Source organism: Candidatus Binatia bacterium (assembly GCA_036504975.1).
In the GTDB taxonomy this organism is placed as follows: domain Bacteria; phylum Desulfobacterota; class Binatia; order UBA9968; family UBA9968; genus JAJPJQ01.
Genome location: DASXUF010000119.1, coordinates 31,884 through 54,813 on the forward strand (window position 1 = coordinate 31,884; position 22,930 = coordinate 54,813).

21 protein-coding genes are annotated in these 22,930 nt (G+C 55.7%); 17 read left to right on the top strand and 4 right to left on the bottom strand.

Annotation, left to right across the window (positions count from 1 at the left end):
* The first annotated feature begins 74 nt into the window (after positions 1-74).
* The 17 genes from VGL70_16010 to VGL70_16090 all read left to right on the top strand — a co-directional run bounded on the left by VGL70_16010 (position 75) and on the right by VGL70_16090 (position 18,932).
* Positions 75-1,226: a glycosyltransferase family 4 protein gene (locus VGL70_16010; protein HEY3305030.1), complete on the top strand. Its 1,152-nt coding sequence runs from the start codon at positions 75-77 to the stop codon at positions 1,224-1,226.
* Entirely contained in the window at positions 1,223-2,380 is a 1,158-nt protein-coding gene (locus VGL70_16015; GenBank protein HEY3305031.1) for a glycosyltransferase family 4 protein, read from the top strand. The genes VGL70_16010 and VGL70_16015 overlap by 4 nt, the downstream gene beginning before the upstream one ends.
* A 52-nt stretch (positions 2,381-2,432) precedes the next feature.
* On the top strand, positions 2,433-3,122 hold the full coding sequence (locus VGL70_16020; GenBank protein HEY3305032.1) for a glycosyltransferase family A protein: 690 nt from the start codon (positions 2,433-2,435) through the stop codon (positions 3,120-3,122).
* A gap of 109 nt (positions 3,123-3,231) precedes the next feature.
* Positions 3,232-4,119, top strand: coding sequence for a radical SAM/SPASM domain-containing protein (locus VGL70_16025; GenBank protein ID HEY3305033.1), 888 nt, complete (start codon positions 3,232-3,234; stop codon positions 4,117-4,119).
* 51 nt (positions 4,120-4,170) lie between these two features.
* On the top strand, positions 4,171-4,665 hold the full coding sequence (locus tag VGL70_16030; protein HEY3305034.1) for a glycosyltransferase family 4 protein: 495 nt from the start codon (positions 4,171-4,173) through the stop codon (positions 4,663-4,665).
* A 77-nt stretch (positions 4,666-4,742) separates the two neighbouring features.
* Positions 4,743-5,870: a glycosyltransferase family 4 protein gene (locus tag VGL70_16035; GenBank protein ID HEY3305035.1), complete on the top strand. Its 1,128-nt coding sequence runs from the start codon at positions 4,743-4,745 to the stop codon at positions 5,868-5,870.
* Between the two features lie 34 nt (positions 5,871-5,904).
* Entirely contained in the window at positions 5,905-7,029 is a 1,125-nt protein-coding gene (locus VGL70_16040) for a glycosyltransferase family 4 protein (protein HEY3305036.1), read from the top strand.
* A 30-nt stretch (positions 7,030-7,059) separates the two neighbouring features.
* The gene (locus VGL70_16045; protein ID HEY3305037.1) at positions 7,060-7,749 is read left to right on the top strand and encodes a glycosyltransferase family A protein; all 690 of its coding nucleotides are present in this window, start codon (positions 7,060-7,062) and stop codon (positions 7,747-7,749) included.
* Positions 7,750-7,874: 125 nt separating this feature from the next.
* Positions 7,875-8,897, top strand: coding sequence for a hypothetical protein (locus VGL70_16050; protein HEY3305038.1), 1,023 nt, complete (start codon positions 7,875-7,877; stop codon positions 8,895-8,897).
* A gap of 168 nt (positions 8,898-9,065) precedes the next feature.
* Positions 9,066-10,322 carry a hypothetical protein gene (locus VGL70_16055; GenBank protein HEY3305039.1) on the top strand — a complete coding sequence of 419 codons (1,257 nt, stop codon included), beginning with the start codon at positions 9,066-9,068 and terminating at the stop codon, positions 10,320-10,322.
* A gap of 22 nt (positions 10,323-10,344) precedes the next feature.
* Positions 10,345-11,187 (top strand): hypothetical protein, encoded by an 843-nt coding sequence (locus VGL70_16060; protein ID HEY3305040.1) that lies wholly within the window; start codon positions 10,345-10,347, stop codon positions 11,185-11,187.
* A gap of 930 nt (positions 11,188-12,117) precedes the next feature.
* Positions 12,118-12,936: an SMP-30/gluconolactonase/LRE family protein gene (locus tag VGL70_16065; protein ID HEY3305041.1), complete on the top strand. Its 819-nt coding sequence runs from the start codon at positions 12,118-12,120 to the stop codon at positions 12,934-12,936.
* 19 nt (positions 12,937-12,955) lie between these two features.
* Entirely contained in the window at positions 12,956-14,170 is a 1,215-nt protein-coding gene (locus tag VGL70_16070) for a nucleotidyltransferase family protein (GenBank protein HEY3305042.1), read from the top strand.
* Positions 14,171-14,187: 17 nt separating this feature from the next.
* Positions 14,188-14,574, top strand: a complete 387-nt coding sequence (locus tag VGL70_16075; GenBank protein ID HEY3305043.1) for a hypothetical protein — start codon at positions 14,188-14,190, stop codon at positions 14,572-14,574.
* The gene (locus tag VGL70_16080; GenBank protein ID HEY3305044.1) at positions 14,571-15,923 is read left to right on the top strand and encodes a nucleotide sugar dehydrogenase; all 1,353 of its coding nucleotides are present in this window, start codon (positions 14,571-14,573) and stop codon (positions 15,921-15,923) included. The genes VGL70_16075 and VGL70_16080 overlap by 4 nt, the downstream gene beginning before the upstream one ends.
* A 314-nt stretch (positions 15,924-16,237) precedes the next feature.
* A complete protein-coding gene (locus VGL70_16085) occupies positions 16,238-17,323 on the top strand; it encodes a PAS domain-containing protein (GenBank protein ID HEY3305045.1) in 1,086 nt (361 codons plus the stop codon).
* A 43-nt stretch (positions 17,324-17,366) separates the two neighbouring features.
* Positions 17,367-18,932 (top strand): sigma-54 dependent transcriptional regulator, encoded by a 1,566-nt coding sequence (locus VGL70_16090; protein HEY3305046.1) that lies wholly within the window; start codon positions 17,367-17,369, stop codon positions 18,930-18,932.
* A gap of 53 nt (positions 18,933-18,985) precedes the next feature.
* Here the strand turns inward: VGL70_16090 and VGL70_16095 are convergent, their stop codons facing one another.
* The 4 genes from VGL70_16095 to VGL70_16110 all read right to left on the bottom strand — a co-directional run.
* Complete coding sequence (locus VGL70_16095) at positions 18,986-19,972, bottom strand: ABC transporter substrate-binding protein (protein HEY3305047.1); 987 nt, start codon at positions 19,970-19,972, stop codon at positions 18,986-18,988.
* Between the two features lie 58 nt (positions 19,973-20,030).
* A complete protein-coding gene (locus VGL70_16100) occupies positions 20,031-21,086 on the bottom strand; it encodes a hypothetical protein (protein HEY3305048.1) in 1,056 nt (351 codons plus the stop codon).
* A 198-nt stretch (positions 21,087-21,284) separates the two neighbouring features.
* The gene (locus VGL70_16105) at positions 21,285-22,010 is read right to left on the bottom strand and encodes a class II aldolase/adducin family protein (protein ID HEY3305049.1); all 726 of its coding nucleotides are present in this window, start codon (positions 22,008-22,010) and stop codon (positions 21,285-21,287) included.
* Between the two features lie 17 nt (positions 22,011-22,027).
* Positions 22,028-22,930 (bottom strand): ABC transporter substrate-binding protein (locus tag VGL70_16110; GenBank protein ID HEY3305050.1); only part of this gene is annotated, 903 nt, incomplete at its 5' end.

A 22,930-nucleotide genomic window follows, 5' to 3' on the forward strand; every position in this document is an offset into this window, starting at 1 on the left:
CGATGGATGCCGCGGGGCTGTTTGAAAGCTGATCATCGCCGCCAGCCGACACAGACGTTTTTTCGACGAATAACATGCGTGTCTTATTTTGGTCCGGCACCTTCTGGCCTAACATTGGCGGCGTCGAGGTTCTTGCTGCAAAGTTACTGCCGGCCTTAAGAGAACGCGGGTATGAATACCTCGTAGTTGTCCCTAGAAATGATCCGAAGTTATCGGAGGAAGCAGATTACAAAGGTATTCCAATCTGTCGAGTTTCATTTCGGAACGATTTAACGGATAAAAGCATCGAACATTTCGTTGCCGTAAGGGAGAAGATCTCCGCGCTCAAACGATCTTTTGCGCCGGACCTGATTCATATCAATGCGGTGGGCGTAGACAACTTTTTTCACCTTTCAACGAAGAATACACACCCGGCTCCATTGCTGGTCACGCTGCACGGAGAATGGCAGCTTCAGGCTGATGCTGTTGTACGAGATCTTCTGCGAGCCGCCGACTGGGTGGCCGGCTGTTCGGCCGCGATTCTTACTGAAGGGCAAAAACTGGCGCCTGAGATTGCTCCTCGCTCATCGATTATCTACAACGGCATGGACGCACCATCCGTATTGCCGACGCCTCTATCGTTCGACACCCCGCGGCTTTTGTGCTTGGGTCGTCTTGTTCCTGAAAAAGGAATGGATCTGGCGTTGGCTGCATTTGCCACGCTAGTCCCTCGTTTTCCGCGAGCGCGACTCATCGTTGCCGGGGACGGGGCCGCCAGGAGCGGTTTGGAGCACCAAGCCGCCGACCTGCATATCAGCCATGCAGTCGACTTTGCTGGCTGGGTTGCTCCCGATCAAGTGCCGGCTATGATCAATAATTCCACGATCGTCTTAATGCCGTCACGATACGAAACATTCGGCCTGGTGGCACTGGAGGCTGCCTTGATGACCCGTCCGGTTATCGCAGCGCGCGTCGGGGGACTTCCGGAAATAGTGGCGCACCAACAGACTGGACTGCTTATAGAAAGAGAAGATAGCCGAGGTCTGGCCGGGGCCATTTCTTTTTTGCTTGAGAATCCTGAAGCGGCCGTGCAGATGGGCCTGGCGGCCCGGCGCCGGGTGCAAACCGTGTTCAGTTGGGAGCGCCACGTAGATGCTTACGACGCGCTGTACCAAAAACTTATCAGCAAAGTGACGCCGGCGGTTAGAAGCCCATCGTCGTATCAACGGCGGCGGCAAGACGGTTGAGACAAAACAAAGCGCCTATGCGAGTACTCTTCTGGTCGGCACCGTTTTGGCCTCAGATCGGAGGCGTCGAAATTTTTGCCGCAAATCTGCTTCCGGCTTTACGGGAGCGCGGCTACGAATTTGCCGTTGTTGCCGCGCGGGACCTTACCGACCTTCCCGAAGAAGACAGGTTCGGAGGGATTCCCGTATATCGTTTCCCATTTTCGACCGCTTTAACGAACAACGACCTCGATCAAATAATAGCGATACGGCGGCAGATCACCAAGCTTAAACGCTCTTTCGCTCCGAACCTGGTCCATGTGAATTCTTTCAGTCCCGGCGTCCTTTTTCACCTGGACACTGCGAGTGGATGTCCCGTGCCTTTGCTGTTCACGTTGCACGGAGACACGTACAAGCAAGCCGTCGAGCGTAACTCTCTGCTGGACAAGACTCTCCGAAAAGCCGCCTTAGTCACCGCCTGCTCGGCGGCGGCCATGGAACGCAGCCGGCAGGCTGCGGGAGAGCTCGTCTTTCGCTCATCGGTCATCTACAACGGGATAGAGGTGCCGCCTCTTGCCCCTGAGCCTCTGACATTCAATCCCCCACGATTGCTCTGCTTGGGACGCCTCGCGCCCGAAAAAAGGTTCCACCTGGCCTTGAGCGCCCTATCTCTCCTTAGCAAACGCTACCCTAACGTGCGTCTGGTCATTGCCGGCGATGGGCCGACGCGGACAGAGCTGGAACGTCAGACGGTCGAGTTGGGCCTCACGAATGTCGTTGAGTTTACCGGCTGGATTGCTCCCGAAAAAGTACCGGCGCTGATCAATACCGCTACGGCGGTTGTCATGCCGTCGAGGAAGGAAGGACTGCCTCTGGTGGCCCTAGAAGCAGCCCTCATGGCCCGCCCGATTGTGGCGACGTGGGTGGGGGGAATGCCGGAAGTTGTCGTGCATCAGCAAACGGGATTGCTTGTCGAGCCGGAAAACAGCGCTGAACTAGCCGAGGCGATCGTCTGTCTGCTTGACCGGCCTGAAATCGCTACGCGAATGGGGCAGTCCGGCCGTCAGCGAACGCAAGAGGTATTCAGTTGGAAGCGGTGCGTGGATTCTTACGATGCCGTCTATCGACAACTGATCACAAACGCATCCCATAATTACCTGTCCTCCGCGGAATAATTGCTCCATTTGAGGACTCGCCTGATCAGCGTGTGAAAAGGTTGCTATGTCCATGAAGCTCTCTTTGATCAGCTGCATTGTTCCCGTATTCAACGGCGAACGCTATCTGCGGGAGACCTTGGACAGCATTTTGGCGCAGACCTATCGGCCGCTGGAAGTCATCGTCGTCGATGATGGCTCGACCGACGGCACGGCAGCGGTCGTTACACAGTATGGTGCGCGGGTTCGCTACTTATCCCAACCCAATTCAGGGCCGGCGACGGCCCGCAATCTAGGGCTGGTCGCAGCGCTGGGAGAGTTTACGGCTTTTCTCGATGCGGATGACCTCTGGCATCCTGAGAAGATTGCACGACAAATAACGCGGTTCCATAAACGGCCTGAAATTGAGCTGTGCTTCACCGGTTTTAAGAATTTTTGGATGCCAGAGCTTGCGGAAGAAGAAAGCCGTTATCAGGGGCATCCTCTGGCGGGTCCACAGTCAGCTTGGAGCATCTGTACGCTACTGGCACGGCGCGTCGCCTTCGAAAAATTCGGCAATTTTCACGATGGCGCACGGGAATTCGAGAACATGACTTGGTTTTTGCGCGCGGTGGAACAAGGTGCCGTTATCGATGTGTTGTCCGATTTGCTGATGTACCGGCGCCTTCACCCGAACAATATATCGCGCCAGTACGGCATGAACGGTTTTTTTCCTGTTCTGAAGGCATGGCGGGATTATCAACGTAAACGGTCAGACGGATGACAAGCCTCGTTCTCTATCTTCGTCTTCGAGCAGGTCGCCAGATGTCAGGTTTTTGGCTAAAGCGCTGCATGAATACCTACGAAGGACTTTAGCAACAAGAGGATGGCTTATGGCGGGCCGGTCTCCCGAGACTTCGAAGATCAGGATTCCTCTGTTCGAGCGGATGCAGATCGAGTCGCAATCGAACTGCAATCGCTCATGCTGGTTCTGCCCTCGCACTTACGACCGGACCGGAAAGTACCTCGACGAAAAAGGTAATGCGATCTTAAATCAGATGCCCACCGAAAAGATCCTCGATCTATTGAATCAGGCGCAGGCAATGGGTTTTACGGGGCGCGTGGGATTTTACCATTATTCAGAGCCCTTGCTCGACAAGCGCAACATCCTGCTCGCGCAAGAGGCGAGGAAACGAGGCATGAAACCCTACCTGCACACCAACGGCGACGTGCTGAAACACGATGACGCATTGTGCGAGAAGGTTAAGCGTGCCTATGGGCTCATTGTAGTGGGGCTGTACGACTATAAGACTAACGAAGAGTTGGACCAAGCCAAAGAGTACTGGCAGAAAAGACTGGCTGGTTCCAACCTCAAGTTCAGCCCCATTGGTCTATCGGGCGGGCGTACGGCGTACAGCATGGGTGTTCCCAAGGCTCTGGTGCCCTCCGATTCACGCATGGCTGTTCCGGACATTACATTTACGAATGCGCCCTGTCACCGCCCCCTTATCCGCATGATCGTCCAGTATGACGGCGAAATGTGTAACTGCTGTGAGGATACGCACGGGGCATTTAAGCTTGGCAATGTGTATCAAAATTCTCTGGAAGAACTGTGGTTCTCCGATCAGCACGCGGAGCTGGTCAAGGACCTTATCGAGGGCCGGCGGGAAAAATATGATTTGTGCGGAAACTGCCCACTGGCGCCGACCGGTCCGGCGTCCAATGGCAAGAAAATTGACATCCTACCCCGACGATCCACCTTAGGAACGACTGTCCAATAGTCCTTCTCACCGATTGCCGTGAATGCCTAACGAGAGCAAGCGAATCCTTTTTTGGTCGGAAACGTTTTCGGTAGCGTTGAAAACCTGGCGGCCAGGTTGTTGCCGGCGTTGCGGGATCGTGGTCATGAATTCATCGTGGTGACATGGGGGACGCCGGATCTTCCCTCAGAGGAGCTCTACGGAGATATCCCGGTTCATCGTTTTCCATTCTTTCCGGGCTTTCAGCCGGGCACCATCAACCCGTTAACGGAAGCAGCTGCAAAAGTAAGGAAGCTGAAGCAGGAATTTCGCCCCGATCTCGTCCACGTCAACTCGTACGGATGCAGTGTCTTATTTCATCTCATGACGGCGAATGCCCATCCCGCGCCGACGTTGGTCACTCTGCACCAAGCTCTGCCCAATGAACCCGTCGGGCCTGAAACCTTGCTCGGGAAGGTTTTACGCTACGCCGATTGTCTCTGCTTCAGCAGCCAGAAATTGCCAGGCAAATGGGCCGGGCTGCCCGCCGGCGGGCACAGGACGTTTTTAGCTGGCAGCGGCACGTGAACGCATATGACGAGTTATACCGCCAATTGACGGCGGACGGGCATGACCGCACCGATAGAATCACACGCTAGTTCGCTATGCGAGTTCTATTCTGGTCCGAGCAGTTTTGGCCCAACATCGGCGGCGTCGAAGTCTGGAGCGCAAAGCTGCTTTGCGCCCTGCGCGAGCATGGCCATGACTTTATCGTGGTGACATCGCAAGATGCTTCCGCTTTAGCTCAGGAGGACCGATATCAAGGAATTCCCGTTCGTCGGTTTCCTTTTTGGACAGCGTTGACGAGCCGCGACGCGCGCCGACTGATCGAGATCAAACGGGAGGTGGCCCGGCTCAAACAAAGATTCCAACCGGATCTGGTCCACCTGAATCTTTCAGGCGCAAGCGTCTACTTCCACGTCCAAACAGCCGATACCTACCGCACGCCGTTGCTTGTGTCACTGCATCAGCCCTTAGAGCATCAATCCGGCGGCAGTGATTCCATAGTCGGACGCGTACTGCGCTCGGCCGACTGGACAACCGCCGGCTCGACCATGGTGCTCACGACGGCGTTGCGTCTCGTGCCCGAGATTTCGTCACGCTCTTCGGTGAACTATTTTGGTTTCGACACGCCGGATCTCTCGCCGGAATCCTTGCCATTCGAAGCGCCGCGGTTGCTGTGCCTCGGGCGCCATGTCTACGACAAGGGGTTTGATCTCGCATTGACCGCGTTTAGCACCATCGCGCGTCGCTTCTCTCACGCGCGGTTGATTATGGCCAGTGACGGACCTGCCAGGCCCGCGCTGGAACAGCAGGCTGCCGAGTTGGGCATCGCCCATCTTGTCGACTTTATCGGATGGGTGGAATTCGACAAAATCCCGGCGCTTTTAAATTCGGCCACGATGGTTTTGATGCCGTCGCGTGGAATAGAAGGCTTCGGTTTGGTGGCGATGGAAGCAGCTGTCATGGGCCGCCCCGTTGTCGCAACCAGGAATGGCGGGCTTTCGGAAGTAGTTGTAGACGGGCAAACCGGATTGATTGTGGAGAGCGAGAACAGCGCCGAGCTCGCCCGCGCGATAGAGTATCTCATCGATCATCCGGACATAACGGCAATGATGGGCCGGGCGGCGCGCAGCCGCGCGCAGGCGCTGTTCGGCTGGGAGCGCCACGTCAAAGCTTTTGACGATTTATACCGGCAGCTCCACAATGGCTTTCCTCACGCGAGTTTCTGAATAAGCGACGATTCAAGGCAGTCGAGACGCCGTCATGAGAATTTTGTGCTGGTCGGATCTGTTTTGGCCGTATATCGGCGGCGGGGAAATTTTTGCCGCGAAGCTTCTGATGGCTTTGCGCGAACGGCATGAATTCATCGTCGTGACGCGCCAGGATACCGCGGATCTCCCGCCCGAGGACAGTTATCAAGGGATTCCGGTCTATCGTTTCCCGTTTTGCACCGCATTGGCGGGCCGTGACATGATCCAGATGCTGGCGGCAAAGCGGCGGATAACCGAGCTCAAGCGGACCTTCGCGCCGGACTTGGTTCACGTACAAAATTTCGGCCCCAGCGTTCTATTCCTCCGCGAGACGGCCGATGTGAGCCCGACTCCTTTATTGTTGACCCTGACGACCGAAATCTTGCCGGATACAGGCACCGGTCCCGACACACTCATGGGACGCACTCTGCGTTCTGCGGATTGGATCAATTGCGTGTCGTCCGCGACGCTCGCGCAAGTGCGTCAACGGGTGCCTCGGACCATTTCCCGCTCATCCGTGATTTTCAACAGCGTGGAGGTTCCCCCGATTTTGCCGCAACCCCTTCCTGCCGAGATGCCGCGGCTGCTGTGCTTAGGACGCCTCCACGCCGAAAAAGGATTCGATATGGCGTTGTCAGCCTTGGCGCGGATCGTCGAGCGCTTTCCCCGTCTCAGATTGACCATCGCCGGCGACGGACCTGAGCTGTCAACGTTGCAACGGCAGGCTTCCAACTTGAATCTTACCGGCGTCGTCGATTTTATGGGTTGGGTATCGCCTGAGAAAATCCCTGCTCTGATGAACACCGCAACGCTGGTCGTCATGCCGTCTCGATCGGAGGGACTTCCACTGGTAGCGTTAGAGGCGGCGCTGATGGCCCGTCCGATCGTGGGGACTCGGATCCCGGGTTTGGCAGAAATCGTGATGCACCGTCAGAATGGATTACTGGTCGAGCTCGAAGACAGCGCGGGGCTGGCCGAAGCTATCACATTTTTGCTGACACACCCGCAGGTGGCTGTACAAATGGGTCAATCGATCCGGAGCCGGGTGCAGGAAATGTTCAGTTGGATTCGTTGCGTAGACGCTTACGATGCGATTTACCGGAAGTTGGGCCATGACGCGTCTTGTGCTCAAGCGTAGTGAACTAAATCGGCCAGAAAAGAAGCTGGAATGGACCGACTCTTGATCAGTTGCATCGTGCCTGTCTTCAACGGCGAGCGCTATTTGGCCGAGGCGTTGAATAGCATTACAGCGCAGACGTATCAACCGGTCGAGATCATCGTGGCGGATGACGGCTCGAGCGACAATTCCGCGGACGTCGCGCGCGCTTACCGAGCGCCCGTGACTTACTTACGGCAACCGAATTCAGGCCCGGCGGCGGCGCGGAATCTCGGATTGACCGCGGCGAAAGGAGACTTCATCGCCTTTTTGGATGCGGACGATCTCTGGCATCACGAGAAGTTGGAGCGCCAGATGGCGCGTTTTCGAGCCCGCCCCGAGCTCGAGTACTGTGTCACACACGTGCAGAACTTTCGCACACCCAAAGACGGCGCGACGGCGAATGGATTGGAAACCTACTACGTCGGACGGCCGCTGCCGGGCTACGTCACGCAGAGCCTCCTGGTCCGGCGCAGTTTCTTCGATCGAATCGGTCCATTCAATACTGCCCTGACTCATGGGGATGACACCGACTGGTATTTAAGAGCCAAAGAGAGCGGCGCCGAGATGGAGCTGTTACCCGACGCCCTGGTCTATCGCCGCATTCATGACGCGAATCTGAGCCAGGTTCAGGCCGCTCAGAGCCGAGAAGAGTATCTGCATATTCTGAAAGGCGCTCTGGATCGCCGCCGGCTGCGCTAGAAGCTAGACCACCATAGCCTACGCACATCAAAACGCTCATGCATGAAGTCGATTTTTCAAGATTCGGAACCACATGGGACTCGGAGAATCCGCAAGGCTTCGACGGCGCGACGGCCTTCAAGAACATGCGTGCGGAGTTTGACGAGGCGGCGGCCAAGACGCCGCATCAGGTACGCGAATCGTTCTTCGTGTTCGGAGGACGAAGCGTCCGGGTCCGCGTCGTCGGGCATGACCTTGCCGAGCACTTTGTCCGCCCATTTTCTCATCTGCAAGCGAACGGACGTTGTGCGCAGCCGCCGCAATTGACGATCGATCTTTCGGACGATGAAAAAAATCGCGACCGCATGGTGGCGGCGACTGAGAACGACCTAGGTTGGACTGAGTCGACCGTGCAATCGAGCGATGATCGTTTCATCGGGCAACGGTTGCCGCACACTTTTTCCTGCCTGGACCGCGAAGCGAATCATATCGTTGCGACGATCGCGTGGCACGATCGCATCTTCATCTACGAGCGGGCGAAGCCTCTGGCGCGCCTCTTACTCAAGTGGCACAACGATCAGGACGTCCAGGTGATCCATACGGGCTTGGTCGCCCGCGACGGCAAAGGGGTGCTCTTCGCGGGAAAGAGCGGCTCCGGGAAGTCAACGTCGTCTTTGGCCTGCGTGTCTGCCGGTTTCGGATACTTGAGCGAAGACTATGTCGGTCTGGAAAGCCGGCCGGACGGCTCCTTTGTCGGTCACAGCCTCTATAATTCGGTCTTCCTGGAGACCGAGCACCTGGGCCGTTTTAGCGAATTGCGCCCTCACGCCATCAAAGGCAGGCCGCCGCATGAATTGAAATCGGTGATGATTCTCTCTCAGGTGTTTCCGGAACGGCTCAAACGGTTCGTCCCGATACGCGCCCTGGCGCTGCTCCGTGTGACCGACATTCCAAAATCGAGATTTCGACCTGCTTCAAAGGCTGAAGCCTTGCTGGCGCTCGGGCCGAGTTCCCTATTACAGATACCCAACCGAGGATTGGGAGTCCCGGGGTTCAATAAGTTAGCGCAACTCGTCGAGCGAGTTCCCTGCTTTTGGCTGGAGGTAGGAAGCGATTTGCGAGCCACACCGAATTGCGTCGAGGAGCTTCTGGCACAAGTGAGTCCTTGAACAAGTTAAACAGCAACAATGCCGGTAACCCAAAGACGCTTTCCTTACCCTTACAAAGCCTTGTTGGCGGTTTGCTCGGATATCGACTCGATGCATCCCTGGCAATTTGTGAGAGTCCATAAATTTCTAAATACCCTAACGAGAGCCATTCCCCATTACGGGAATGGTGTGGGACTGGACGTCGGCGACAGTTTTTATTTCAAGAATATGTCGAATAAAGGCCTCAGCGTTTACGATGCCTGTTATCGATATAAAAACGAAGACCTGTGGGCGGATGAATTCGTTGGGGAGGTGGCTCGAGTGCTAGACCCCGCTCACGCTCGAGACCCCGTCACGGGAAGGCTGGTGTTTGAAGACGGTCCGAAGTTCATAGAGAAATACATCAGAGCCGGGTGGATTGATGTTGTCCATGGCGGCGACGGGAATTGGGGCGAGCATGCTTTCATGCGAGGCGCCACGGACTGGTGCAGGAGAGATGGACAACATTATATGGAATGGTTGGCAGAGAGAGGACTGAAGATCGACACCTTTACCAATCACTCCGAGGTCACCTCCGATTTTGGCGTGCCGAGCCAAGCATCCACGGCGGAAAAGCCGAGGTCGATGGGCGACCTCCCTTCTTCGCCCGCTTACTGGGCCGATTGCGCGCGGCAATCGGGCATAAAGTTCTATTCGTCATATCTACCTACGGAATCAGCTGCCTGGCGCAGTACATTCGGTCAAGACACAGTGCTCGTGCCTGTCACGTTTAGGGATGGCGGTAAGTTCTGGCATTTCAGCAGATACAGCAGCGGCAAGCCTTATGCAGATACCGTAAGTTCTATCCTTAATGCTGCCAATCTTGATTCCCTTATAATCGGGAACAAATTCGAAGTGGCCTATACTCACTTTGGATACCTAAGCCCTCGCGGTAAGCGCGGCGGTTGGCGCGCTTATTTGAGCAGCATGGTAAATTTGCCGGGAAGAATTCACAGGAGGATCTCGCCAGCAGCAAAAAACCGATGGCTCGCTCGCGCCCGCCCACTTGGTACTCATTCGAGACTTGGGGCGAGCAGTATCCGTTCTTTCAGACTGCTGAAGGGTTATCAGGATGAGGGGGAAATCCTTGTGGCCAAAACCTCGAGGTTGCTGCGCTACAACCTCGCATTGGACCATTTGGTTTTTAGTGAAGCACAAATTGACGGCCGAACAATTATAGATATCACCGTGATCCAAGACCCACAGTTCGGCGACTTTACTCCGACGCTAAATGATTTGAAGGGCGTCACTTTTTATGTTTCTGATAGCTCCAAGGCCGAGATACGAATTCATGACACGTTAGTCCATGAAAATGAAATTCAACGAAACCCCGCTGACGAGACCGGACAGCAAAGCATAGGCATCAAGTGGTTTCAGCCCGACTTTACGGACTATACAATTTCCTAAACCAGCCGGAAAAATCGATATCATGCATACCTATGCGCAAACCAACGTTCAACTCTTCAATCAACTCCGGTCTGAAGGATATTCGAAGGAAGACCGCGATCGCGTGCTCCACGTCTATGAGTTTGGAATGCGGTTATTTACCGGGATCTTCCTGCCTACCGGACGGCCATTCTTTGATCATCTCGTCGGCACGGCGAGCGTTCTCGCTTCTCTTCATGTCCCGGTCAATGTGGTCGCAGCGAGTCTGATCCATGCCGCCTATCGTCATGGGGATTTCGGAGGCGTACGAAAGGGCATTTCGGAGAAAAAGCGCAGACAAGTTAGGCGCGCTGTTGGGGAAGCGGTTGAAGAGTACGTGGCCAGATATGAGCGCCTCTTATGGGAACCGCAATCCATTCCAGTGATTCACGGGACTCTTGATGGGCTAAGCCCGGTGGATCGCGACGTTCTTCTGATGCGCCTGGCCAATGAGCTGGAGCATGAACTCGATTTGGGCGGGTTATATTTTGCCCGCAGTGAAAAGGAGCAAGGAAGGCATCAGCGCGACATTGAGCGCCATGGCCCCATCCTGATGGAGATGTCGGACAGATTGGGCGTTTCTTCGTTGTCCGCCGAGATGGAACGGGTGTTCAAAGCTATCACGACAGCGCAGCTCCCTGTTACGCCTTTGATTCAAGGCAAAAAAGTTACGTATTCCATTGCCCCGCAATCCTACTGCGAGCGGCTCTCAGTGACGTTTTGTCGGACCCTTTTGTCCGGCAGTCGATGGGGTGCCGGGATTGTGGACAGGGCGAGGTCGAAGTGCTGCAGATCGTATCAATACATACGCCAGCGATTTCGACCCATTTTTTCCCCGCACGCATGAGGCGGTCTTTTACTACCCGCACCTATGCAGCCGTACGCTCAGACAAACGCGCAGCTATACAATCAGGTTCGCGGCGCCGGCTATTCGGTCGCCGACCTCAGTTTGATCCGGGACGCTTACGAACTCGCGATCGTGCTTTTTACCGGTCGATTTCAACCGTCGGGGAAATCTTTTATCGCGCATGCCGTAGGGACCGCGAGTATCCTCGCGTCACTTAAATTACCCGCGCCAGTCGTAGCGGCGGGTCTGCTTCACAACGTCTTTGAAAATGGCGATTTTGGGGATGGCCGTCGCGGCATCACCAGAGGGCGGCACGATAAAATTGCGGGGACTCTAGGATCGGAGGTCGCGGAATACCTTGCCAGATTTCCGTCGCTGTTCTGGAATTCGAGGACGGGTCGGCTCGCACGCAATGATCTCAATGGGCTAACCACAGTCGATCGCCATGTTCTTCTAATATTGATATCGGAGCATCTGGAGCATCTCCTAGATCTCGACATTCTTTTCTATGACGAATCCGTGCGCCGGACCTATTTGAGTAACAGCGCTATTGGGGCGGAAGTCGCAGACAAAATGGGCTTCACCGCCTTGGCAGCAGAGTTAAAGAATACCATTCGAGAGATGAAATTCAGTGAGCGTCCTGTAGAGCCCGCGCGGGCGCTTAAAAATTCCTCGTTCGTGCTCACCTCCGAGTCGTACCGCAAGCGTTTTTCTATAGCGCTATCTCAGCGGATATCGGTCTCGCATAATCTACGTCAGCGAAGTTTAAACGGACTGAATCTTCTGTACGCTAAATCACCAGACCTGCTGAAATCGATTTACCAAGCGCAAAAGAAGCGTATGACCGCATGGAAAACGATGCGACAGTCGCTTTCAAGTTGCCTGGATACAAAGTCGGAGGCATTTATAGGCCTCTTTCCTGAGAGCGCAGTGCTTGAACGTGTCGCAACCGGCTTTCAGTTTACCGAGGGTCCCGTTTGGATCGAAGAGGGAAAGAGCTTGCTCTTCAGCGACATTCCGGCAAACCGTATCGTGAGACTAAAATCCGGTCGCCGGATCGAGACATTTCGCGAGCCGAGCGGCAATTCCAACGGTTTGACGCGGGATAAAAAAGGCCGGCTGATCGCGTGCGAGCATGGCAACCGGCGGGTGACGCGGACCGAAGAAGACGGTTCGATCGAAATATTGGCGGACCGATTCGAGGGGAAAAAGCTCAACCGACCCAACGACCTGGTCGTCAAGTCGGACGGCGCGATCTATTTCAGCGATCCGGCCTACGGCATCACGCCCGAGCAGCGGGAGCAGACGATCGAAGGGGTGTACCGCCTGTCGCCCGACGGCAAGGAGCTTACACTCATAGCCGGCGATTTTTCCCGGCCCAACGGCCTGGCCTTTTCGCCCGATGAAAAAAAACTCTACATCGATGATTCGGAGCGCCGCCACGTCCGGGTATTTGACGTCCGGAACGACGGCTCGCTCGCCGGCGGCTCTATTTTTCACAACATGAACGTGAGCACCCCGGGCGCGCCCGATGGCATGAAGGTGGACGTGGAGGGCCGGATTTTTTGCACCGGAGCCGGCGGCGTCTGGGTCTTGGATGCCGCGGGAAAACACTTGGGGACTATTCTGACTCCCGAGAAGCCGTCGAATTGCGGCTGGGGGGACGACGACTGGCGCAGCCTTTATATCACGGCAGTCACGTCAGTTTACAAGATACGCGTCAACGCTCCGGGGATTAAACTCCCATGAACCCCCCTGAAGCCATTGCATGAGCCGGCTCTCTTTACAATACCCGTTCTCCGACGCTCTGTCGGTTATTCTGCCGACGCGAGAGGAAACTCTGTTACTGCGCGCCTGTCTGCTTTCCGCCGACTCTGCGCGAGAGGCATGGCGCGAATGGAGAAGATATACGTCGGAAATACCGAACGGTTACATCGGCAAGAATAAGGCGGTAAAAAATTTGCGCCCGCTCGTCTTCGACGCCTTGCGGCGCCATGGACTTGAACTAGACAAAGAAAGTCAGACTTTTCTCCGCTCGGCGTATCTGAAAGAAGAACTCCGCAGCAAGATCTTTCTGCGGATCTGCCGCGACGTTCTTCAATCGCTCGCGAAAGAAAACATTCCGAACATCGTGCTCAAGGGCACGGCTTTGGCGGAAACGGTCTATAAAAATCCGGTGCTCCGTCACTCTCACGACATAGAGATTTGGGTAGGAGACCGAGATTTAACCAAGGCCGCGAGCCTGTTGCCCGCTCTTGGTTTCGTCGGGTTCGAAGACAAAATTTCCCAGGTGACGCTGGTGCACGAGTCCGAGCTGCCCGTCGTCCTGCATAGCCGTTTATTTTCGATCCCTTATCACGGCGCGTCGGCAGCCGAAATGTGGTCGCGCCGCCTGAACTGCCGAATCGCCGGCGTCTCGTCCAACGTTCTGGCCCCCACGGATAGCCTGCTTCATGTGTGCGGCCATGCCTTTTATTCCGGGAGCCGACAATCGCTGCGCTGGGCGAGCGATGCATGGCTGCTTATCGACCGATATCGCGACCTGGAGTGGGACCTGCTGTTTGATTGCGCGCGGCAGAGCCGTCTCGTCTTACCTTTATCCGTTACGCTGTCCTACTTGGCGGAAAATCTCAATGCCCCGGTCCCTCCGACTTTCTTGACTCGGTTGTCGGCGGCGGCTGTAACAACCAACACGGTCGAACGGGAATTTGCCTTCTCTGCCACGCGGTCGGCGCCCCGTGGGAGTTTGCGAAAGCTATTCCGAGACGCACAGGGCTGGCGCGGACGAGTCTCCGTCCTGAAATGGATGGTTTGTCCCTCACCGAGCTATCTACGTTGGGCGGAGGCGCCGCGCTACCCGTGGCTCTTGCCCTTTCACTACGTCCGTCGCCCGGTCGGATATATCAGCCGGCGCATTGGCTCTTTTTTGATAGAATCGCTTCAACGGGTCGGGTTTAAGAGACGCCGGGTTTTCAACGCATAACACGCCATGGCGATGGATTGCAGTCGCGGGATTTTACTTACATCGACAACGTTGTGCAGGCAAACTTACAGGCTGCCCACAGCAAGTTAGGCTCCGGAGGGGTATTTAACGTGGGAGAGGGAAAGTCGCACACTCTTCTCGAACTCGTTGATCTTCTAGAGGAGATTATCGGAACGAAGCTGAAGTTACTTCATACGGCAGAAAGAGCCGGCGATATACGGTATACTCAGGCAGAGAGATATCTGAATCACAACGTTGCCTCGGCTATCGGCCACAGGTTTCTTTTGAAGAAGGTTTGGCAAGGACAGTGGAATATTTTGGCAAGCAAATTGCTTGTAATTCCAGCGCGCCACATTGAGTTCTTAGGCTCTCAAAACAACTACAAAAAGAGGAGAAAAGGATGAAAGCTCAACAAGACTATCAATATCCACCCGTATTGCAGGAGTACAGAATCGGGAGAGAATTGGCCAAAAAAATCCATGATCGCACCGCGAGGGTAGGCGTAATCGGGTTGGGATACGTAGGGCTTCCCCTCGGGGTTGAGATGGCTAAACAGGGGTTTCACGTTACGGGCATCGACATTGACAGGCAAAAAGTCGATTCCGTCAACGCGGGAATCTCGCATGTCTTAGATGTGCCGAATGAGACACTTCTCTCTTTGGTGGCACAGGGGAATATCAAGGCTACTCAGTCTCTGGCGTCTGTGGAGAACTTCGATACAGTGAGTGTGTGCGTCCCGACGCCGCTCAGAAAGACCAAAGAGCCGGACTTATCGTACGTCATTGCGGCGGCCGAGGCGATCCGCAACCATCTGCAGCAAGGTCAGCTTGTCGTCTTTGAGAGCACAACTTACCCGGGAACAACGAGGGAAGTGGTGCTCCCAATTTTGGAGAAAACCGGTTTGCGTGTAGGGAGCGATTTCTTTCTCGCTTTTTCTCCGGAGCGCGTGGATCCAGGAAATGCGAAGTATACAACGCGCAATATTCCGAAAGTCATTGGGGGTATGACTCCAGCTTGCATCGAGCTTGCCGCGATGTTCTATAGCCAATTTATCGAAAACATCGTTCGGGTGTCCTCACCCGAATGCGCGGAGATGGTAAAGCTGCTTGAGAACACCTTTCGCAGCGTCAATATCGCGCTCGCCAACGAGATGGCCCTTCTGTGTCATAAGTTAAAGGTCGATGTTTGGGAAGTGATTGATGCAGCCAAGACGAAGCCCTTCGGTTTTATGCCCTTCTATCCGGGTCCCGGACTTGGAGGCCATTGTATTCCCATTGACCCTTACTATCTGACATGGAAAGCGCGTCTCAACGGATGCGAACCGCGACTTATCGAATTGGCCGCGCAAATCAATGATCAGATGCCAACCTTCACGATCGCTCGGATAGCCGAGGTTCTGAATGACCGGCAAAAGAGCTTGAAGGGTTCGAAAATCCTTGGTCTGGGAGTGGCCTACAAACGCGATACGAGCGACGTCCGCGAATCACCGGCCATCGAAGTTCTGCACGGGCTGCGTGAAAAGGGAGCCCAGGTTCAATACTCAGACCCGTACGTTTCTTCGCTCGAGCTTCACGGAGGGAACCTACAATCTGTGGGCCTCAAGCCGGCGACGCTACGATCTATGGATTGCGTGGTTTTGTTGACCGATCATTCGATTTTTGATTATGAAATGATCGCGGCTCATAGTCCCGTGGTGGTGGATACCAGGAACGCTCTTAAGAATTTTCCCGGCTCTAGAGTCATCTCGCTCTAGCCGTTTAGTCGATTTATAAACAGTGCCAGCCCTTCGGCCCAACAGCATATCAACAGGAATGTAAACAGGGGAGCGGATTCCCCGCAAGCGTCTTGCGTACGGCTGTTGTTGTGCCCCAAAAAATTTCCTCTCAGATCCTTGGTATAAAAACGTACTCCATTGTATTAGAAAGAAAAATTTGGCGTAAAAAAGCCCGATTGAGAGCTCCTAGCCTAGCTTTAGGGCATTTTTACCCGTTTGGGCTTGACAGGGAGGTGGTGACTAGCGTATAGACAACAGTTCTGCGGACCTTAGCCGATAAGAGATTTGTGACTGTGCAGTCCCGGCATCACAACGTTTCGCTGGCTTCGAAGAACGATTCTCTGGCGAGAAACGCTCTCGATTTGATTCCATGCGCCGTCGTGATTTGGAACAAGGACCGCTCTGTTTCGGTTCTCAACCAGGCGGCCCACGAGCTGCTCGGATTTGAAGCTCCTGACCTGCAGCATGATCCTTCCCTCTGGATCAACCGAATTCATTCCCAGGATCGAGATCTCTTCCGCGCCGCGTGGAAGAAACTGTTAGCCGGAGAAAGGAGAACATCCTGCGACTACCGGTTTTCTCCTGCTCATGGCGAGAAAGACATCTGGATCAGGGATGTCTCGGTTTCCCACCAGAGTTCCTCCGGTGAAGTGGACAGCGTGACCAGCGCGTACATGAATGTGTCCGACTTGCGAAGCTATCGTCCCCGAAGTCAAGAAGAGAGACGCTTGGCCAATGCCAGCGAGATCATCGACAGCATGGTTCACGGCATCAAAAACGATCTGCAGATCATCAATTCCGGTCTTGACTTGATGTGGTTGACCGGCAACAGGCTTTCGGAGTGCCAACCCCTTTTCGAGGGAGTTGAGCGAATCAATCGGTCAATACATGAACTGCGCGAGTTTTTTGCCCCGGCCGAGCCGCAACTCTCTGGAGCAAACCCGAAGGTCATTCTGGAAGAATTCGTTCGGGAAATAGGAAGGAAGTTGAGCCGGCAGAAGATACATCTACGGGTCCGGTGCCGCGGTCCGATGCCTTTAGTTCGGCTCGATTGGAACAAATTTCGTAGAGTGCTGGGGCAGGTCATAGAATTTTCACGCCTTCTCCTCCCGCAAGGCGGGAACTTGGAAATCAAATCCGAGCTTCAAGAGTTGGCCGGCAAAAAGCAGGTCGAGTTACAGATCAGTTGCGCCTCGGCCACGTCGCTGGCGGTCGACGAAGATGATGTGTTCAGACCCTTTCTTAAAATTAACGGTTGTCAGGCCGGCTTCGGTATAGCCTTGGCCCGCCAGATTCTCTGCCTCCAAAACGGAGATATTTCCTTCCAAAAACAAAATTCCAAGCGCGGGCTATTTACTATTTCTCTGGAGGCGCACTAGGCGATCTCTCGTGCGCGCTCCAATGAACTGACGGAGAATATGAATGTCGTCGCTTGAAAATAAGGCCAAAAAGTCCGCAGATCGGCAATCGCGCCCTGCCTCGGAACGGATAAAGACCAGTCGCGTCGAGAAAGAAAAAACGGCCTTGCCTGATTTGAAACCTACTATCTTAGTAGTAGACGATGAGGTGCTGGTCTGCCAGCAGCTTGAGCGGTTATACGAACACGCCGGCTACCATGTCGTAGTCTGCTCTTCTGTTGAACAAGCTCTGAAATGTCTGGAAGCGGAAGATATCGATCTGGTAGTCACGGATATTCGACTTCCGGGTCTCAGCGGTATTGAACTGACCAGACGAATGCACGAGACCTATCCCGATGTCCCGGTGATCGTCATCACGGGTTATGGTGATATCGAGACCGCCGTCGAGGTGCTGAAGCTCGGGGCGAGCGACTACATCGTCAAGCCTTTCAGCGGCGCGACGATTCAGGAATCGACTCGTGTGATTCTGGAAAAGGCGCAGATCTTTACGGAAATTCGTCATCTCCGGCGCATTCTCAAGGACCAATGCGAGTTTGGCGGGATGCTCAGCAAGACGCCCGAGATGCACCGGGTGTTTGAAATCATCCGCATGGTCTCCGACACCGACATGACGGTGCTCGTCGAGGGAGAAACCGGAACCGGAAAGGAGCTGGTTGCCAGCGCCATCCACTACCAGAGCCGGCGCCGCGAAGGACCTCTGATCACCATCAACTGTGCGGGCGTTCCGGAGACGTTGCTAGAGAGTGAATTGTTCGGCTATGAGCGCGGCGCTTTCACGGGCGCAGATCAGTCAAGGCCCGGAAAAATCGAGCTGGCCCACGGCGGAACTCTGTTCCTGGACGAGATCGAAAGCATCTCGCTTTCCATGCAGGCCAAGCTTTTGCGCGTCCTCGAGGACCAAAAAGTTCAGCGCTTGGGCAGCAGCCGCAAAATCCAGGTCGACATGCGCGTTATTGCGGCCACGAATGTTCCGCTTAAAGAGCTCGTCACCGGCGGACAGATGCGCACCGACTTTTACTACCGGATCAACGTGATTCCCATCCATCTCATTCCTCTGCGCGACCGACGGGAGGACATCGAGCTTTTGGTGCATGATTTTCTTCACCATCACCCGCTTGCCGTCAGCAAAAGCATCACCGGCATCTCGCAACATTCTTTAACGCGGCTGATGCAATATACTTGGCCGGGAAACATTAGAGAACTGCAAAACGTGCTCGAGCGAGCGATCGTGATGACAAGCCGGCGCGTCATCGAGAACATCGAGTTGCCCGACTCAACCCCGCTTCCCGCGAGGGAGGAAAGGGCGGTATCGGTTGATCTTTCGCTGCGCGACTGGCTGAGGGAACAGGAAAAACAATACCTGGCGCGGCAGCTTAAGGTTTTCGGCGGGAGAATCGGTCCGACGGCCAGGAACAGCGGAGTGGATGTAAAGACGCTGTACCGTAAGATGCGAGAGTACGGCCTCGATAAGAAAGACTTTCAGATCAAGGCTGCGACGAAAACTCTGTCCACAAACCAATCTGTAGCCGAGTGGAAAGATGGTTCGTCGGTTGCACCGACTGATTCCTAAGGTTCGCTCGCGTTGGTCTGCTTTTTTTGGATTTCCGGCATGACTCTCTGCCTCTACCTAGCCAGTCCCAATTCCTTCCTTGCTTTTTCCACAAAGCTGTAGTCTACAACCTGAGCCGCGCTGACCGGCCGGGAGACCTTTGCGCTCTCCCGTGCGAGGTCGACAAGCACTTGCACGGACTCGGGCTTGACCGACGCGTCTTTGGTTAGGACGCGATTGACTTGCCGCGCCATTTCGCCGGCCATCTTGCGATCGTTAACCTTCCACTGCTTCATCAAAATATTTGTGACCGCTTCCTGGTTGGCTTTATTCCACACGAATTGTAGACCGCGCAGCGTCGCCCGCACCATGCGATAAACCTCGTCCGCGTTCTCCCGAATTCTTTTTTCCGAAGTCCCGAAACCGTTCTGGGGAAATTCCACCACATCCCCGGCAAAGATCAGCTCGTTGTAGCCTTTTTCCAGGGCTATGATGTTTTCCGGGACGGACAAAAACGACGCGTCAACCACGTTGGATTCCAGTACCGCGAATCGGCTTGCTGCGGAGCCGCCCATGGGGAGCAATGAAACGTCTCGTCCAGGCTCGAGGCCGTAGTGTCTCAGCACTTTTTCGGCGATGAGAGTGGCTGAACCTCCCGGAGAGCTGCCGGCTACTTTTTTTCCTCTTAGCTGTTTCGGATCTTTGATTTCCTTTTTGCTGATGAGAAACAGCAGGGGCTTAGAGACCGTGAAGAGCAGGACTTTCATCGGTTGCCCGTGCACGGCGGCGCCGATCGTGCCGGTGACCGCGCCGTTGTAGTCGAGATCGCCGTTCAGCACCGCGGTGCTGGCCAGATTCGCCGGCATAAAAATGATCTCGAGGTCGAGGCCTTCGTCACGGAAAAAGCCTCTATGCTGTGCCGTATAGATCGCCAGGAAAGAGACATTAGTCGAGGAACTTCCCATGCGGACTTTTTTCAGCGTCTGCGCCCCGGCTTCGGCTGAGAAACAAAAGACCGCCGCCAAAAAACCCGCAAACCAAAGCTTCAGACCGCCTTTCATTGACGCCTCCTTCGCTTCTTGAACCGACTCCTCGCTTCGCCTCGTTCCTTTCCTCATCTCAATCCGCCGCCGCCCACAACACCCGGTCCGCCGGTAGTTGGATCGGCACGTCCTGCCAGCTTTCCCCGCGATCCCGACTCACGATAATTTTTCCCGCCCCTCCCCTGCCGGAGGCATGCCCGCGTGCCACCGCGCCGAGGCCGGCGAATAGAGAGTTGGCATCGTACGGATGGTGCACCAGCGCCCATACCATGGGGTCTAGATTCTCCGGCAACCCATCTCCCGCGCGCCGCCAGGACTTTGCGCCGTCCGCGCTCTTGAAGAGCGCGGCGCGGGCGCCCCGTCCTTCTCGTCTCCAGACGCCGGGCGATCCTTCGGCGGTTGCCACCAGCATCTCCGGGTTCCCTCCCGGCCGCGCCGGCGGCAGGAAAAGAAAATCGTGGAAGTAATCTCGGGTGAGCCCGTTCTCGGCGCGCACCCAGCCGTTGGCGGGCTCATCGCTGGTGAAGAAGCCGCGCGCGCTCGCGACGTAATAGCGGTCGAAACGGCCCGGCAGATTCGCGATCACGTGAATGTCGAGATAATCGATCCCTCCGCTGACGCCTTCCCAGGTTTCGCCGCGGTCGAAGCTGCGCACGATGCCGCCGTGCTCGATACAGAGATAGAGCGTCCGCGCATCGTCCGGATGGACGAAAATGTTGCGCACGTGTCCCTGGTGCGGCGGCTGCGGAAACCACCAGTGTTTTTTCACCGGCTCCGGAAGCGCTTGCAGCGACGCCGACTCGTTCCAGTTGTCGCCGCGGTCCTCGCTGCGGTAGAGCGCCACCGGCTCGACGCCGGTGTAGATCACATCGTCGGAAGTGGAATCGACGGCGACCGAGCGGATGTCGCCGTCTAAAATTTTATTCCAGGTCCGGCCGCCGTCCGCGGTGCGGTAAAGCCCGTCGTGGGTGACGCCGACGTAAACGCGCTCCGGTTGATCGTGACAGCCATGGATCGAATCGATGATGCCGTTCTCGAAGCCGTGGCTCACTTCTTCCCAGCCGCCGTTGTTAGATCGCCAGACGATCAAGCCGTGCTGTGTGCCGGCGTAAAGGCGCACTTTGTCGCTCATAAACTCATCTCCTAATCGTTTAACTGTGAGTCCTCACGGCGCAAGTCTTCGGCCGCGGCCACTCCCTTCGGGATCTCAAATTGCAAATCTCAAATCTCATAATCTGAGATCTGAAATGTGCGATTTGAAATTCCGAGCATAGCGAGGACTTGGCCCTCTTCCTCGCGCCCCTCGGCTTCGTAGTGAACATCGCCCGGTTTATGGGAAAAGCTCGCTCTTTCCCGTCGCCGGCTGGCGGTCCCAGCGCTTTTCCAATTGCGTAAAATAATCCCAAGCGCGCTGCGCCCGCCGCTCAAGGGCGATCTCCGCGCCGAAGGCGCGGCATTCGTTCGGATTGATAATGCCCAAGCTCCCCAGGCAGGATGCCTGGAAGCTCTTTTTGCAATCGTCCTCCAAAACCAGCGCGGCGAAAAGGACCTCTTCAAGATTTTTTCCGACCACGACAATCCCGTGCCCGCGCATCAGGAGCGCGCGGTTTTTGCCGATGACTTTGACCATACGCTGTCCGCGCGCCGGCGTCGTCACAAGATGCGCTTCGCGGTAGAGCGGCACGCCCTCACTGAAGATCGCCCCTTGCAGAGTGACGGGCTGGAATTTGCGTTTGGCGATGGCAAAGAGCGTCGCATAGGGAGTATGAAGGTGAGCGACCGCCAGAGCGTTCTCGCGCCCGGCGTGCAGAGCGGTGTGGATCGGCCATTCCACGGGAGGGCGGCCGGCGCCGAGCGGGCGGCCTCCGAGATCCGTCTCCACCATCTCCTCGCCGCGGAAGTTGGCCTTGTCCGAGCCCATCGCCGGGGTCAGCAGAACTTTTTTGGCCGCGGGATCGTACACGCTCACGTGGCCGAAGAGGCCGAGCATTCCCTGCATCGCGAAGATGCGTCCCACCTTTGCAAGTTTTTCTCTTGATTCGCTTTCGGAACTCATCCTCTCGTCTCCTCTTACTATCTAATGATGCGCTTGCTTTCGAATTCTTTCTTGACCTCTTCGACGAATTTTAGGTTCAGCACCTTCTCGGGAGCCACCGGCTCCTTGAGGTTCATCGGGAGCCTGACGTCATACTCCAACATGTTTTTGATTCCCTCCGGCGAAGGCATGCCCGGCACTCCTTCAGGGAGCGCCTTGACGTAGCGCGCGACTCCGTCGAGCAACATCGCCGGCGTGATGTTTCCGAGCTGGAGTTTTTTGACGGCGATCTGGCTGGACTCTTCCGGCCGCTCGCGTAAAAATACCAGCCCGCGGATCATCGCCCTGAGCCAGCGTTTGATCTGGGCCGGATTTTCCGCGATTTTTTTGTCCATCGTGGCGAATCCCTGAAACGGAAATGGAAAAAGGTCGCCCAGATATGCCAGGGTCTTGAGCCCTTCCTTCTCCGCGACGCTCGCTCCTCCCGGATCCATGGTCGCCGCCTGAACCGCGCCGGTCTTGACAGCCAGAATTCGCGCCGTCGTGCTGGTGCCCATCGTGATTCGAGTGATGTCTGCCGGAGTAAGCCCCGCGCGCTCGACGAACAGAGTGGTGAGCCTGTCCTGAGTATCGCCGATGCTGCCGACGGCGATTTTCTTGCCCTTGAGATCCGCCGCCTTCATCACGCTCGAATCCGTTATCAAATACCAGGTGACTTTCTCCGTCTGAAACATGATCACTTTGAGCGTCGCGCCTATGACCGCGGCGCGCATCCCGCTCCCGCCCGCGCCGCTGTAATTGACGTCGCCGCTGAGCAGCGCGGCCGTGGCCCTGGGGCCGGAAATGATGATGGTTTCGTTGTCGAGCCCCTCCTCACGGAAAAATCCTTTCGCGTCGGCAACGTAAACGGAAAGGTAGTTCAAAGTTCCCTGCGGGATGGC